This window comes from Paenibacillus alvei DSM 29 (genome assembly GCF_000293805.1).
In the GTDB taxonomy this organism is placed as follows: domain Bacteria; phylum Bacillota; class Bacilli; order Paenibacillales; family Paenibacillaceae; genus Paenibacillus_B; species Paenibacillus_B alvei.
This window is the reverse complement of the sequence record NZ_AMBZ01000002.1, coordinates 229598-244960: the sequence shown is the minus strand read 5'-3', so window position 1 is coordinate 244960 and position 15363 is coordinate 229598. Positions and strand designations below refer to the sequence as shown.

Here is a 15363-nt window from a genome sequence, read left to right as displayed (position 1 = left end):
CGTGATTCGCACAGAAGAATTGCTGCTTAATGTTGGGCCGCAGCACCCGAGTACGCACGGTGTATTCCGCATCGTCGTCAAGCTGGACGGTGAGGTCATTACGGAAGCAACTCCAGTAATGGGTTACCTGCATCGCGGTACGGAGAAGCTTGCGGAAAGCTTGAATTATACACAGATTATTCCTTATACAGACCGTATGGATTATGTCTCTGCCATGACGAACAATTATGTACTGGTTCATGCGGTAGAGAAGATGATGCAGTTGGAGATTCCTGAGAAGGCCGAATTTATGCGTCTTATCGTGATGGAGCTTCAGCGTGTAGCCAGTCATCTTGTGTGGTGGGGCACGTATTTGCTTGATATCGGTGCGATGAGCCCATTCCTGTACGCATTCCGTGATCGTGAGATCATCATCGATCTATTCAATGAATTGTGCGGTGCTAGACTTACGTACAACTATATGCGTGTCGGCGGGGTAAAGTGGGATGCTCCTCCGGGCTGGATCGATAAAGTACGTGAGTTTCTGCCTTATATGAAAAAGCGCATGGATGAATACGATCGGCTTGTAAGCGGCAATGAAATATTTTTATCCCGTATTAAGGGAGTCGGCACTTACGATGCAGAGACCGCGATCGCCTACGGGCTTAGCGGCGCCAATCTGCGCTGTACGGGCGTAAACTGGGATTTGCGCAAAAATGAGCCTTACAGCCTGTACGATCGCTTCGAATTCGATGTCCCGCTGGGCAAAGTAGGAGACTGCTATGATCGCTATGTCATCCGTCTGGAAGAGCTGAAGCAGAGCTTGCGTATTCTGGAGCAGGCTGTAGAGCAATTTCCGAGCGAAGGAGAAACAATGGGCAAAGTCCCTCGTGTCATACGGCCGCCTGCGGGTGAGGTATATGCACGGATCGAATCGCCGCGCGGAGAAATTGGCTGCTACATCGTATCTAAGGGCAAGGCGGAGCCATTCCGGCTGAAGTTCCGACGTCCGTCTTTTGTGAATTTGCAAATACTGCCGAAGCTGCTCGTAGGCGAAACGATGACGAACCTGATTACCATATTGGGCGGGATTGACATCGTCGTCGGGGAGGTGGATTGCTAGTGGGGGACTTGTTGAATCAAACACTCACGTGGCAGAATGGACTAATTTTCATCGCATGGGGAGTTGTTCTTCTACTCGTTGTCCTAGGCTTCGTAACCTATGCGATTTACTTCGAACGCAAAGTCATAGGCTGGATGCAGCTGCGTCATGGCCCTACACGAGTAGGTCCGCTTGGATTGCTGCAGACGGTTGCTGATATTTTGAAACTACTGCTTAAGGAAGACACAATACCTCGCAAGGCTGATAAAGCACTATTCATCATGGCTCCAGTCATCACGTATGTACCGGCATTTGCCGTTATAGCGACAATTCCTTATGCCGCTAACTTAGGCTTTGCCGATCTGAATGTCGGATTGTTATATTATGCTGCATTGTCCAGCATCTCTACGATTGGTATTATTTTAGGAGGATGGGCGTCCAACAACAAATACTCTCTGCTCGGCGGTATGCGCTCAGCGGCGCAAATGATAAGCTATGAAATACCTCTCGTTATTTCAGTAGCTGGTATTATCATGTTGAACGGATCGCTCAGCTTGCGTACCATAGTAGAAGGGCAAGGCAACTATTTTTGGGAATGGAACTTTATCCCGCAAATCATCGGATTCATTGTCTTTATTATCGCTGGGGTATCTGAGTTGAATCGTACCCCATTTGATTTGCCTGAGGCAGAATCAGAGCTTGTTGCGGGTTACCACGTTGAATATAGCGGTTTCCGATTCGCCTTCTTCATGTTGGCGGAATATGTGTATGTATTCGCACTTTCAGCACTGACGACGGTCTTGTTTTTAGGCGGCTGGCATCCACCGCTCCCGTTCCTCGACTTCATACCGGGGCTGCTGTGGTTCATCCTGAAATTCTCGTTCTGCGTCTTCTTCCTATTCTGGCTACGTGCAACGATGCCTCGCATACGCGTGGATCAATTGATGGGCTTTGGGTGGAAGGTGCTGCTGCCGCTTGCCCTGCTTAACGTCTTCTTGACGGCGATATACATCGAAATTTTCAACAAATAGGCTAGGGGTGAGATCCGTGAAAGGACTGTTGAAGGGTCTGGGCGTTACTTGGAAGGCGATGACGTCGAAGAAGGTCACCTACAAATACCCGGATGTTCCGCTAGAGATGCCCGATCGGTTTCGCGGCATACAGCATTTCGATCCTGATAAGTGTATCGTATGCAATCAATGTGCCCGTATCTGTCCAACGGAATGCATTTCGTTGATAGGTAAACCGAATCCGGATCCGGAGAAGAAGGGCAAAGTGATCGACACATACGATATTAACTTTGAAATTTGCATTTTGTGTGATCTATGCACGGAAGTATGTCCGACTGAAGCGATAGTCATGACGAACAATTTTGAATTGGCGACATACAGCCGTGATGATCTGTTCAAAAATTTGAATTGGCTGAACGACAACAATGTCAACATTCGTCAAGAGAACAACTCCGCCATGCCGAAGGGGGGCGCGAAGAAAAGTGTTTAACTTTTCCTTGGAATGGACAGGGGAGACAGTTGTCTTCTTCGTGCTGGCTATCTGCATTATTTCTGGTGCTGTGTTGATGCTCAATTTTTCAAAGGTTGTACATATGGTGATATCCATTGCCTTTTCCTTCTTAGGACTGGCAGGAATGTATATTTTGCTTGATGCCGAGTTTGTTGCTTTCGTGCAGGTGCTCGTCTATACGGGCGCCATATCAATTCTAATGATATTTGGTATTATGATGACCCGGCACGATAAGCAGGATGAGGCATTTGTTAAGCCGTGGAAGGAAACGCTGGCAGCAATCGGCTGTATTGCATTGTTCGGAGTGTTGTTCTTCTCCATTCGCAGCTCTGAATTCCCAGTGCACCAAGATGCTGAACTTGCACAGGACAATACGCTGAATATCGGGAAACAGATGTTTACGGAGCATGTCATTCCGTTCGAGCTGCTGTCGGTTCTGCTGACGGTCGCCTTTATCGGGGCGATCGTGCTGGCTAAAAAGGAGGCGGATGAATCTTGAGCACGATGCTTGCTTCCTTTCTGACACTTGCCGCTATTTTGTTCTGCATCGGTTTATATGGGGTACTTACCAAGCGCAACGCGGTTATCGTACTGTTATCCATTGAGCTAATGCTTAATGCAGCGAACCTGAATTTGATTGCCTTTTCGAAATACGGGGTCGTACCGAGCCTGAAGGGGCAAATTTTCTCTCTCTTTACAATTGCGATTGCAGCTGCGGAAGCGGCAATCGGTGTCGCCATCCTTATCGCGTTGTACCGGAATCGCGGAACGGCCAACGTGGACAAATTTGACGACTTGAAGAGATAATCGGTAGGGAGGATACGACAATGGAATCCGTCTTTTCGCAATTCGCATGGGCTATCCCGGTCATTCCGCTGCTCGCGTTCCTCATGCTGACGGCATTTGGCCGTCAGATGAAAGGCGCAGCCGTTCTGCTCGGCGTCATCAGCTCTCTTGCTGCGTTCGTACTGTCTGCGCTCCTCTTATGGGAGCGGGTGTCCAGCACGATGGAAGACTACACCCGAAGCTTCGATTGGATTCGCTTTGGTGACTTTCGTCTAGAGTTTGGATTCGATGTAACGAACTTGAACGCACTTATGCTCGTCATTGTGACGCTGGTCAGTTTGCTAGTAAATATATATTCCAAAGGGTATATGCATGGTGATGAGCGGCAAACGGTGTTCTATGCGTACATTGCGCTTTTTACCAGCTCGATGTTGGGGCTTGTACTGTCTCCAAATCTGCTGCAGCTCTATATCTTTTGGGAGCTTGTTGGTGTGTGCTCATTCCTGCTCGTTGGGTTCTGGTATGAGCGCCCGGCTGCACGTGCGGCCGCAAAGAAGGCGTTTATCGTCACACGGATAGGGGATGTTGGTTTATTCATTGCGCTGCTGCTTCTGTTCTGGCATATGCCAAACCACGCGCTTGATTTTACATCCATAAGCAATGTGTTCAGCAATGCAGATTCGCTAGCACAGAGCGGCATTTCTGCCGGCCTGACGACTTGGATTGCGTCTCTCATATTTGTTGGGGCGGTAGGTAAGTCGGGTCAGTTCCCGCTGCATACATGGCTTCCGGATGCGATGGAAGGGCCGACACCGATCTCAGCTCTTATCCATGCGGCTACGATGGTAGCAGCAGGTGTGTATCTGGTTGCACGGACATTTGATATTTTCCACATGTCTCCTACGGCGATGACGATTGTTGCAAGTGTGGGGGGCTTTACAGCGATCTTCGCAGCAACGATTGCAATCGCGCAGCGAGACTTGAAGCGTATTCTGGCATACTCGACGGTTAGCCAGCTTGGCTACATGATGATGGCGCTCGGTCTCGGAGCGGTAACGGCAGGTATGTTCCACTTGTTTACGCACGCCTTTTTCAAGGCGCTTCTGTTCCTTGGAGCGGGTAGCGTCATTCATGCTGTACATACACAGGATATTTTCAAGATGGGCGGCATTGGCCGCAACATGAAGGTTACCGCTTGGACATTCGGTATTGGAGCACTGGCTCTGTCCGGTATTCCTCCATTGTCCGGCTTTTGGTCCAAGGATGCGATCTTGACAGCAGCTTGGGAGCAAAATAATTGGCTATTATTTATTGTTGGTGTAATAGCTGCATTCTTTACTGCATTTTATATGGCACGTTTGTTTTTCCTTGTATTTTACAGGTGAGACATCGGCAGATAGCGATGCATCCAAGGTTCATGAATCACCATTATCCATGACGATGCCTTTGATCGTGCTCAGTATACTGGCTATCGTTGCTGGTTTCATTAACACTCCGTTTGGCGGCAGTTTCGGCTCATGGTTGACTGGGGAGGAAGCGGCTGAACACGCGAATGTGATGGTGATGATAGTATCGGCGCTTATCGGTGTATTGGGTATTGGACTTGGTTATGTTATGTACGGCCCTGGCCGCAAGCGTCAAGATACGCTCGAGCAAACGGCAGCACCGCTCTATCGTTTGCTTGCCAACAAATATTATGTGGATGAACTGTATCACATTGTATTTGTACGTTCTCTTACTGGCATAGGGCTATTCCTAAAGGCGATTGATAAATGGATCATTGATGGCTTGGTTCGCTTGGTCACATGGTTTACGGTCGGTATCGGCAGAACGTCGCTGCGATTGCAAAGTGGCCAGCTTCAAACCTATGGATTAGTGTCCCTGTTTGGCTTTGTCGGAATGATTCTGCTCGTACTGGCACTTGGAAGGAGGTTCTGGTAGATGCTGAATGTTCTTTCTTCGATGCCGCTGCTAACGCTGCTGACCTTCTCGCCTTTGCTTGGGGTAATCGTATTATTGTGCATTCCCCAAGAACGAACACGTTCGATTCAAGTAACGGGCATTGTGACGACATTCGTGCCGCTTTTGCTGGCGCTTGTCATTTATGGCAATTATGATGCGCTGGAACAAGGCAAGAGCTTGGTGGAGCAACATTCATGGATTTCCATCCCGCTCAATTCCGAATTGATTGAGGGACTGAGCTCATGGGCATTCACGATACAGTATCATTTATCAATTGATTCGCTATCGCTTCCACTCGTTGTAATGACAACGATCGTAGCTTCAATGGCAGCATTTGCATCCCTATACGTGAAGAAGCGCTGGAAGTCGTATTTTATTCTATTCCTGCTGCTTGAAGTCGGTATGCTTGGCGTCTTTATGGCACGCGATCTGTTCTTATTTTTCATGTTCTTTGAATGGACACTGGTGCCGACTTATTTCCTTATTGGAATTTGGGGCTATATGCATCGCGAGAAGGCCGCAAACCAATTCCTGCTGTACAATGGTCTCGGATCCGCGCTTCTCTTGGTGGCTTTCATTATATTGACGGTGACTGCAGGCTTTGCACCTAACCCGGATATGGCTATCAATGGCCATTACGTGTATTCCGGCAATCTTGATGTCATTTTGAAAAACATTAACGATGCAGCATCATTTATCAATCAGGAGCAGAGCGGGGTATACTTGTCCGAAAGTATGCGAACCTTTGTCTTTTTCTTACTTATTGTTGCTTTTGGCGTAAAGCTCCCGATATTTCCATTCCATACCTGGATGCTGCGTGTGCACGCAGAAGCTCCGGCACCAGTTGTCATGCTGCACTCCGGAATATTGCTGAAGATGGGGGCATACGGGCTTGTACAGTTCGGAACTGCCTTGCTTCCGCATGAGACTGCAACATGGTCAGTGCTTCTGGCTGTGCTAGGCGTTATCAACGTGCTATATGGGGCTATACTCGCCTTTGTACAAAAGGAATTTAGATTAATTTTGGCTTACTCGAGTATTAGCCATATGGGCTTCGTCCTGCTTGGTATTGCGGCAATGAATGATATCGGGCTGCAGGGTGCTGTAGTACAGATGGTATCGCATGGATTCATCTCGGCGCTGTTCTTCCTGCTTGTTGGTGCATTGTTAGAAAGAACGGGAACTACGAGAATCGACGAGTTGGGTGGCTTAGCAAAGAGCATGCCGTTCTTATGCGGTATTCTTCTGTTGTCAGGCTTGGCTTCGCTTGGTTTGCCAGGCTTGTCCGGATTCGTAGCGGAGCTTCTCTCCTTGCTTGGGCTGTTCGAAACGATGAAGTGGGCTGCCATACTCGCAGCGCTTGGCATTATTTTAAGTAGTGTATATGTGCTTCGCGGGGTACTGGCTATCTCTTATGGTCCGAGAGATGAGCGCTATGCAGGCTTAAAGGATGCAAGGCTTGTCGAAGCCGTGCCGATTATGGTACTGACAGCGTGCATTATCTTAATCGGATTGTTCCCGTCGTTCGTTACGGCACCGATTGATAGTGGCGTCGAGCACGTCATCGAATTATTCAAGGTGAGGGGGTAGGCCCATGGATGCGACTACAGTTAAACTGCTGCAATTGGGCGATCTCGCACTGCTTGCACCTGAGCTGACGCTTGTTATTGCAGCGATTGTGATCTCGCTCATTGATTTGGCGCTGCCCCGTCGTGTAAATCGGGATATTATCGGGGGGCTGTCCCTGCTGGGCGTTCTGATTTCGCTCGGCTTAGTTATATGGAAGCTGTATCAACGGGTATATCTCTCAGAGGAAGCGACCCGGGCTGTGCAGCTGCTCAATCAAAGCTATCGCATAGACGATTTTGCATTATTGCTTAAAATCGTATTCCTTACTGCAACGGGACTCATCCTGCTGATGAGTATCGGAAATATACGGGAAAATGAAATCTCAAATCGCGGCGAATATTACTATTTGCTGCTGCCAGCTACACTTGGGGCGATGATGATGGCTTCTTCAGGGGATCTCATCACGCTCTATGTTGGTCTTGAACTCATAAGCATCACATCCTACATTCTTGTTGGAATTAAGAAAAATGACCGCAAGTCATCAGAGGGTGCATTCAAATATGCGGTATTGGGAAGTGTTGCGTCCGCATTTATTTTATACGGCATGTCATTCGTTTATGGCATAACCGGAAGCACGCAGCTTGGAGCGATTGCCAGAGGGCTGTCGGATCATGTGCATGCCTTTGAGCCACTTATTTATGTGAGCTTTCTGCTTATGCTGGTAGGCTTCGGGTTTAAGGTGGCAGCAGCTCCATTCCATGCCTGGTCACCGGATGTATATGCAGGTGCGCCAACACCGGTTGCAGCCTTCTTGGCGGTTGTCTCCAAAGGTGCCAGCTTGGCAATTCTATTCCGCATCTTCTACAGTCTGTACTTTGGTTTGGGCGTCAACAAGGATATGATCATCTATCACGACTTTGCCACTATTCTCTTAGTTCTGGCAGCAGTGTCGATGGTTATCGGAACGACAATGGCGCTCAAACAGTCGAATGTAAAGCGGCTTCTTGCCTTGTCTGGTATTGCGAATGCAGGTTACTTGCTTGTACCAATCGGATTGGATATGCTGGATGGTTCGTGGCATTCGTCGAATTTCTCGGAGTTCCTATTCTACTTACTGGCATACTTATTCACGACGATTGGTGCCTTCGCAGTCCATACGGTGATCGAACGTTCAGCAGGACATGACGAGATGAAGGGATATGCTGGCTTGTATTATCGTTCACCATGGCTTGCCGTAGCGATGACAGTGCTCGTGCTGTCCCTTGCAGGGATTCCAATTACGGCTGGTTTCATGGGTAAGCTGTACATCATATTCGGCGCAGCCGCCGGTCATACGGTATGGCTCGCTATATTGATGATGGTTACAGGTGTTATCTCTTTCTACTTCTACTTCGGCTTTATCCGCCAGATGTACATGCGGGCAGGGAATGAGGATGAGGTACGAATTTCAATGACACAACGAGTTGTCATCGCATTGTGCGTACTTTTCGTGCTGCTGCTCGGCGTGTTCCCAGGTTTTGTAGTTAAGGCGATTCAACAAGTCTTCTCCATTGGAGCAGACTTGCTGATCCGTATGTGATCAGGAACAACGATTCATTGGGTTGATGGCAAAGCGACTTTCCATGTTATTGAAGAATCGAAGCCTCTGTTTATGAAGAGGCTTCGATTCTTTTTTATTACATGTAGGACTACGGACTCAAATTGACCGATCTGAAAAGGAAAGAATGCCCCCACGGCGAAACTTTATAACGTTTAACGTGTAAAGTTATATTGTGTCTGTATGGATGGAGACAACGCCAAACGATGTCTGTCTTTATCTCATTCATAGTCGTAAATAAAGAGCAAGGATAGAGGTCAGGAGATATGATCGCGGAATGATTCCAATTTTCTTTCTTCCAGTGAATCGTACGTTCATAAACCTCTAGCACAGGCCTTCGGAACAAGAAGAGGATGGGATTCATTATGAAACGATTGCCTCGCGTCGTCGTGACCGGCACCATCATAGTACTTTCCAGCATGCTGCTGCTAGAATCGTCAGGCATGCGTCAAGCGATCTCGCCGATGTACGAGGTAAGTGGATTGAATGAGGCAGCACAGCACAGTTGGGAAGCTGCGGCACTTGTACCAACTGCGAATCTTGTCATCAATGAACAGCGTGACGAGAAAGCCGTCTCATGGATTATGAAGTGGAAGCAAGGATCACAGGATGACGCAATTTTGCGTCGTAGTATTGTGGAGTCAGAGCAGAAATCAGTAGGGATCATGGTCGTTCGTCCTAAGGAATCAGAGCAGCCGGATGCTTGGCTGCGCGATGCGAAGCGATCGAATGATATTGAATACATCGAACCGAATCACACGGTTCATACGCTGCAGTCAGTTGTAAAGCCGAATGATACCTTATATAGCCAGCAGCATTATTTGCAGCAGATAGGGATCGAAGCGGCGTGGGGACGGACACGGAGCAATCTGTCTACGACAATTGCGCTTGTCGACACGGGGGTCGACTTTAACCACCCGGATTTGAAGCCAAACTTAGTGAAGGGGATTAACCTGCTGGATTCGGGCATACCTCAAGATGATAACGGTCATGGCACCAGTGTTGCCGGGGTTATTGCGGCTATCGGCAATAATAGTAAAGGTACAACCGGAATTGTATGGTCAGCTAAAATAATGCCGATCAAAGCACTCGATGCTAGGGGATATGGCGATGAGGATAAATTAGGGGCCGGGATTTTATATGCTGTTGATCATGGCGCCAAAATCGTGGTCATGTCAGTCGGACTCTATCGCTACTCGAAATACATGGAGGAAATTGTGAATTATGCTGAGCAGAAGGGGGTTCTGCTCATTGCAGCTACTGGTAACGACGGTACTCGCTATGGAGAGAAAATTGCGGTTAAATATCCAGCCGCTTATCCTACGGTGCTCGCCATCGGCGGCAATAACAATCACCAGCGGGTGGAGCCGCGTTCAAACACTGGTCCGGAGGTAGATCTTGTTGCGCCGTGGCATGTGTTTACGACCGCATTAGGCGGGGGCTATGCTGCTGAAGAAGGAACCTCGATGGCTGCTCCTCAAGTGGCAGGAGTAGCGGCATTGCTGTGGAGCCAATACCCTGAGCTGAAACCATATCAAATTCGCCAGCATTTGCGGAAAACAGCGAAGGATATCGAGGCGAAAGGCTGGGACGAGCTTAGCGGCTATGGAATGCTTCGTGCAGACCAAGCCTTATTAACGCCAATAGAGCAAGATCCATTCGGAACGAATACGAGTCGCGAAAAGGCGAGAGTGTTCCCGATAGACACTTCACTGGCGGCAGAAATAAACGGAAAGAAGAAGGATAATTGGTTCGTTGTTGATGCTCCCTATGATGGAACTCTAGAGCTGAATCTGCAGCGAATTCAAGGATCAAGTAAAATCGGAATTACACATTTTGCTGGCAATAACCGTACAGGTAAGGCTTATAGCTACTCTAGCAATAAGCCGCTAGCTGTTCCCGTGAAGAAGGGAAAGAATGTCTTCCGATTTTACGCAGAGGATGCGGGTGCTGCGGTCGCATACAAATTATCGTCACGTTTCCTTATTTATGAGGATCCGTTCGAGCCGAATGATAAGCAGTTTCAAGCCTTTGCACTTCCTGCTCGGACACAGGATATTGTAGGCACATTCAGTCATGCATCTGACTTCGATTGGTACTCGATTCAACTGCCGACGAAGGCAACACTTCGGTTGAAACTGGATACGGACACTGTTCGTATTGATCCAGCAATGGAGATTCGTGGCTCGCATATGGATACACGCTGGGTAGATGAACAGAAAGAAGGTCAGGCTGAGTCGGTTGTTCTTCCTGATTTACCTGCGGGCAAGTATTATATTTTGGTACAGAATGCGGTAACCGCACGACCGGAAGCCGTAGCAGGAGAATATAAGCTGCATATCGATTATGTGACGCAATTTACGGATTCAAATGAACCGAATGATAAGGTGTATGAGGCAATCACCATGAGTGAAGGAACGGAATATAAAGGGGTCTTTCATGAGGATACTGATGTTGATTGGTTCCAATGGAATGTGAAGGAGCAGACGTACGGCCGTTTCCGGGTAGTGAATGTACCTTCTAACCGTGTGGTGACAATGTCTGTTCTTTCAAGGGAACAGAAGGTGATTGCCTCCGCACGCAATCGATTGGGTGAGACCTCTCTCGAGATAGGCACTCAGTTAGAACCAAGTACGTACTACGTACGATTGACGACCAGTGATAAGTTTGATACGCAATTCTATTCCTTGTCTGTAAAGGCTGAGCCGCTAGTAGCTGGCTTCCGTGATATTGGTCAACATTGGGCTAAGGATTCGATCGTTCGTGCAGTCAAGGCAGGCTGGATTAACGGCTATCCTGAAGCGGAGTTTGGACCGGATCGTCCTATCACACGAGCGGAGGCGGCTTCGATCATGGCAAATGCGTTCAAGCTCAGCTCTAAGGGGAAGCAGTCGCCATCTTTTAAGGACGTGACTTCAAAGCATTGGGCTTATTCAGCAGTTTCGCGGGTTACGAGTGCAGGCATTGCTGGAGGCGTCGGCGGCCAGCGCTTTGCACCGGATCAAAAGGTGAAACGCTCAGAGATGGCGGTGATGATAGGGAATGCCTTGCACCTCAAGGCAGGGGTGATTAGTGCTCCTCCATTTGCAGATGTCTCTGTAGGGCATTGGGCAGCTCCTATGCTGGCTGAGATGAAACGCAAGGGATATGTTCGCGGTTATAAAGGGAATACGTTCGAGCCAAATCGCGAAGCGACACGGGCTGAGTTTGCAGCGATGCTCCTCGTTGCCATGGACAAGAAAACGTAAGGAGGGGTTAAAGTGGGCGGAAATGAAACATGGACACAGGTCACCTCGTCTGTAGGTTGGAGCGGTGCTGTTCAAATGATAATTACATTGCTGTGCATTGCACTTGCATGGTGGGCACTGCAAAACGTAAAAATTGATTTGTTCATTCGGCACCCGCAAAGCCCACAAGGCAAAATGGTTCATTTACTATTAGCCATTATAGTCGGCCGAGCAGTGGCTCATTTTTTTGTCGATTATTGGAGTTGGACACAATCATTACGTTTTTTGTTTTGAATCATTCAGGAATGGTTAAGAGGAAATGGACGGCGGTACACCGACGGGGTTGAAACCGTAATGTTTACATGATGAGGCCCCGTCCGACAAGGGTTTAAGCACTTGTCGAATAACATCGAATGAAGATGTCAACACTGGATGATAGCCCCAAGGAAAATGTGGAAGGGTCTATCGAAAAATATCGCTTGTCCATAGCTGTGATGCAGTGGTATGATGTAGTTTGGAAATCAAAAGAACGTACCATTTTTTACAGAAATATGGATAATGGGGCGAAATAAAGCGCGGAGGGAAACATGATGAGCAAATTTATCGTCCGCGGAGGCAACCGATTGATGGGTACAGTGCGTGTTAGTGGCGCGAAGAATTCTGTGCTTCCGATCATCGCTGCTTCGTTACTGGGAGAAAAAGGCGTTAGCGTTATTTGCGATGCACCTCCACTTGACGATGTGAAAACGATACACAATGTACTGGAAAAATTAGGTGCAAGCCTTACATATTCCAACGAAACTATTCATGTGAATGCGGAGAACCTTCATTCCTATGAAGCTCCATATGAGTTGGTGCGTAAGATGCGAGCATCGTTCCTCGTCATGGGCCCGTTGCTGGCTCGCGCAGGACAGGCGCGTATTTCTTTGCCTGGCGGATGCGCTATTGGAACTCGTCCGATCGATCAGCATTTGAAAGGCTTTGAAGCCATGGGTGCGGTTATTGGTCTCGGACAAGGATATATTGAAGCGAAAGTGGACGGCCGACTGAAGGGCGCTAAGATTTACTTGGATGTTGCGAGTGTCGGTGCGACGGAAAATATTATGATGGCGGCTACATTGGCCGAAGGTACGACAATTATTGAAAATGCAGCTCGTGAGCCGGAAATCGTCGACTTGGCGAACTATCTGAACAAGATGGGAGCAGTCGTTCGCGGAGCAGGAACAGGCGTTATTCGCATTGAAGGTGTGGATCATCTGCAAGGTGCTGAGCATACAGTAATCCCTGATCGCGTCGAAGCGGGAACTTATATGGTTGCTGCTGCGATGACAGGCGGAGATGTGTATGTGGAAGGTGCAATTGCGGATCACCTTGGCCCCGTTATTGCGAAGATGGAAGAGATGGGCATTACAATCGAGCCGGATGAGAATGGCATTCGCGTACGCGCGGAACAGCCGCTGAAGGCTGTAGATGTCAAGACGCTTCCATACCCTGGATTTCCAACAGACATGCAGTCGCAGATGATGGCATTGCTGCTTGCAGCGGAAGGAACATCTGTTGTTACGGAAACGGTATTCGAAAACCGCTTCATGCATGTGGATGAGTTCAACCTGATGAATGCCAATATTAAGGTTGAAGGACGTACTTCTGTGGTAACAGGACCAGCGAAGCTGAAAGGTGCTAAGGTAACGGCAACTGACCTACGTGCTGGTGCAGCGCTGATCTGTGCAGGCTTGATTGCAGAAGGCACGACAGAAGTTGGGGGCGTTCATCATATTGATCGCGGTTATGTGCACTTGGCGGAGAAATTGTCTGCGCTTGGAGCGGACATCTATCGTGTGAATATGACGGAAAAGCCACAAGAAACGAAAGAAGAGAAGGTAGAAGGTGTTTTCCAAACTCAGCCAACTTGGGCGTAAGCCTATGTCGAGAAGGCTAGAGAAGGAGCCTCCATCTGGATTATATATAGACAATAGCATCGATACAAATGGTGTACCGACTAGACAAAAAGCCGCCTCATAAAGAGGAGGCTTTTTTGCATATAGGATACATAATTCTAAAGTCTGGGATCCTTTCTAAATGCAAACGATAGATAAATGGTTATCCGGTTCTGTCCTCTCTCAAAAAAGCATAGGGTAGAAGAAAGAGGATTGACTCTGCTCTATTTGTGAAATGCTAGAAATGAAGAGAGGGTTCTTCCGTGGGAGAGGAGGAGAGAGTCGGATGGCAATGCAGCCGATGTTGAACGCGCAGGCGCGACGGCTCGCCCGCTGGCTGAAGCCGCGCCTGGGCTTTCGCGGCAGGGGGCGATGGGGCATGCGCAGGCGCCCCCTGCCGCTGCTAGCGCGCACCGCCCTATGGGCTGGCGCGCTTATCGCGCTCGCGCTGCTCGTGCCGCTCCTGCTGGTGCAAGAGCACCAGCAGGAGAAGGACACGAGCGTGCGCAGCGAGCGCACGGCGCCGCAGGCGCAAAAGGAGTCGCCAGGCATAGCGGCGGCGCAGCCCATGGTGCGCGTGTACCTGAGCGGCACGCGCCAAATTGAGAGCATCGCGCTGGAGCAGTACGTGCGCGGCGTCCTGGCGGCAGAGATGCCGAGCAGCTTTGAGCTCGAAGCGCTCAAGGCGCAAGCGATAGCCGCCCGCACGTACATCATGCGCCGCTTGCTGGCGAAGGATGCAAGCGGCACACCAGAGGGGGCCGACGTGACAAACACCGTCGCCCATCAGGCTTACAAACCGCTCGCGGAGATGAAGCGGCTACCGAAGGATGCCGCGGCGAAGCTGAGCCGCGCCGTGGAAGAGACGAAGGATCTCATTATTACGTATGAGGGTAAACCGATTATGGCTGCCTTTTTCTCGACAAGCAATGGATATACCGAAAATGCAGAGGATTACTGGGGGAGCCCGATCCCATACTTAAAAAGTGTGCCGAGTCCTTGGGACGAGCGGGTCGCTCCGAAATATGCGGAACGCACTACTTTTCAAATGAATAACCTGCTGTCAGAGCTTGGGGTATCGGCACAAGCATTGAAGCTGAAATCAGATGGTGGAACAACTGGCAAGACAGCTTCCATTCAAGGGATTGGGAATCAGCTTCGCATTGTATCTCGAACGGTTGGCAAGCGGGTGCGTCAGGTTCAGATTGGATCAGAACATTTTACAGGACGAGAGATTCGAGAGAAGCTTGGACTGCGATCAAGCGCATTCGATTGGAGTGTAGACAATGACAAGTTGGTCATTACCACATATGGATTCGGGCATGGCGTAGGCATGAGCCAGTATGGGGCGCAGGGGATGGCCAAGGAAGGCGCGACAGCCGAGCAAATTGTAACCTACTATTATAAAGATGTGAAGCTGGACAAAGCTTCGAAGTTAGCAGCGGATCGAACGAAAGGATGAGCTGGTACGACAGGGATTTTCCGCTGGGCAGCGGCTGTACAAGGTCTTTGCGGAAGAGATAGAGACTGGCTATCTGACCCTGCTAGCTTCATATCTTAAAAATTAGCATTTCTACGTATAAAAGTACTAGCCTCGGTAACAATGGTTACTGAGGTGATCACAAATGAGTGAACAAAACCAAAATCAAAACTCAAAAAACAAAACAACGATGAATACATCTA

Annotated in this window: 11 protein-coding genes and 1 pseudogene; all 12 read left to right on the top strand. The window is 48.9% G+C overall.

What is annotated here, in order from left to right; all coding sequences use genetic code 11:
- The first annotated feature begins 1 nt into the window (after position 1).
- Positions 2-1102 (top strand): NADH-quinone oxidoreductase subunit D, encoded by a 1101-nt coding sequence (locus tag PAV_RS07530; RefSeq protein WP_005544808.1) that lies wholly within the window; start codon positions 2-4, stop codon positions 1100-1102.
- Positions 1102-2112, top strand: coding sequence for an NADH-quinone oxidoreductase subunit NuoH (gene nuoH / locus PAV_RS07525; RefSeq protein ID WP_005544807.1), 1011 nt, complete (start codon positions 1102-1104; stop codon positions 2110-2112). Before PAV_RS07530 ends, nuoH begins: the two co-directional genes overlap by 1 nt.
- Positions 2113-2128: 16 nt before the next feature.
- On the top strand, positions 2129-2581 hold the full coding sequence (gene nuoI, locus PAV_RS07520; RefSeq protein WP_005544806.1) for an NADH-quinone oxidoreductase subunit NuoI: 453 nt from the start codon (positions 2129-2131) through the stop codon (positions 2579-2581).
- Positions 2574-3101, top strand: a complete 528-nt coding sequence (locus PAV_RS07515) for an NADH-quinone oxidoreductase subunit J (protein WP_005544805.1) — start codon at positions 2574-2576, stop codon at positions 3099-3101. Before nuoI ends, PAV_RS07515 begins: the two co-directional genes overlap by 8 nt.
- Positions 3098-3409: an NADH-quinone oxidoreductase subunit NuoK gene (gene nuoK, locus PAV_RS07510; protein ID WP_005544804.1), complete on the top strand. Its 312-nt coding sequence runs from the start codon at positions 3098-3100 to the stop codon at positions 3407-3409. The genes PAV_RS07515 and nuoK overlap by 4 nt, the downstream gene beginning before the upstream one ends.
- 20 nt (positions 3410-3429) lie before the next feature.
- A pseudogene (gene nuoL, locus PAV_RS07505) lies at positions 3430-5329 on the top strand (NADH-quinone oxidoreductase subunit L).
- Positions 5330-6940, top strand: a complete 1611-nt coding sequence (locus tag PAV_RS07500; protein ID WP_005544801.1) for a complex I subunit 4 family protein — start codon at positions 5330-5332, stop codon at positions 6938-6940. It begins immediately after the preceding pseudogene.
- Positions 6941-6944: 4 nt separating this feature from the next.
- Positions 6945-8498 carry an NADH-quinone oxidoreductase subunit N gene (locus PAV_RS07495; protein ID WP_005544800.1) on the top strand — a complete coding sequence of 518 codons (1554 nt, stop codon included), beginning with the start codon at positions 6945-6947 and terminating at the stop codon, positions 8496-8498.
- Between the two features lie 383 nt (positions 8499-8881).
- Positions 8882-11764 carry a S8 family serine peptidase gene (locus PAV_RS07490; RefSeq protein WP_005544799.1) on the top strand — a complete coding sequence of 961 codons (2883 nt, stop codon included), beginning with the start codon at positions 8882-8884 and terminating at the stop codon, positions 11762-11764.
- Positions 11765-11776: 12 nt separating this feature from the next.
- On the top strand, positions 11777-12037 hold the full coding sequence (locus PAV_RS07485) for a DUF1146 family protein (RefSeq protein WP_005544798.1): 261 nt from the start codon (positions 11777-11779) through the stop codon (positions 12035-12037).
- A 296-nt stretch (positions 12038-12333) separates the two neighbouring features.
- Positions 12334-13662: a UDP-N-acetylglucosamine 1-carboxyvinyltransferase gene (murA, locus tag PAV_RS07480; protein ID WP_193372987.1), complete on the top strand. Its 1329-nt coding sequence runs from the start codon at positions 12334-12336 to the stop codon at positions 13660-13662.
- A gap of 304 nt (positions 13663-13966) precedes the next feature.
- Positions 13967-15142 (top strand): stage II sporulation protein D, encoded by a 1176-nt coding sequence (gene spoIID / locus PAV_RS07475; protein WP_005544796.1) that lies wholly within the window; start codon positions 13967-13969, stop codon positions 15140-15142.
- The last annotated feature ends 221 nt before the right edge of the window (positions 15143-15363 follow it).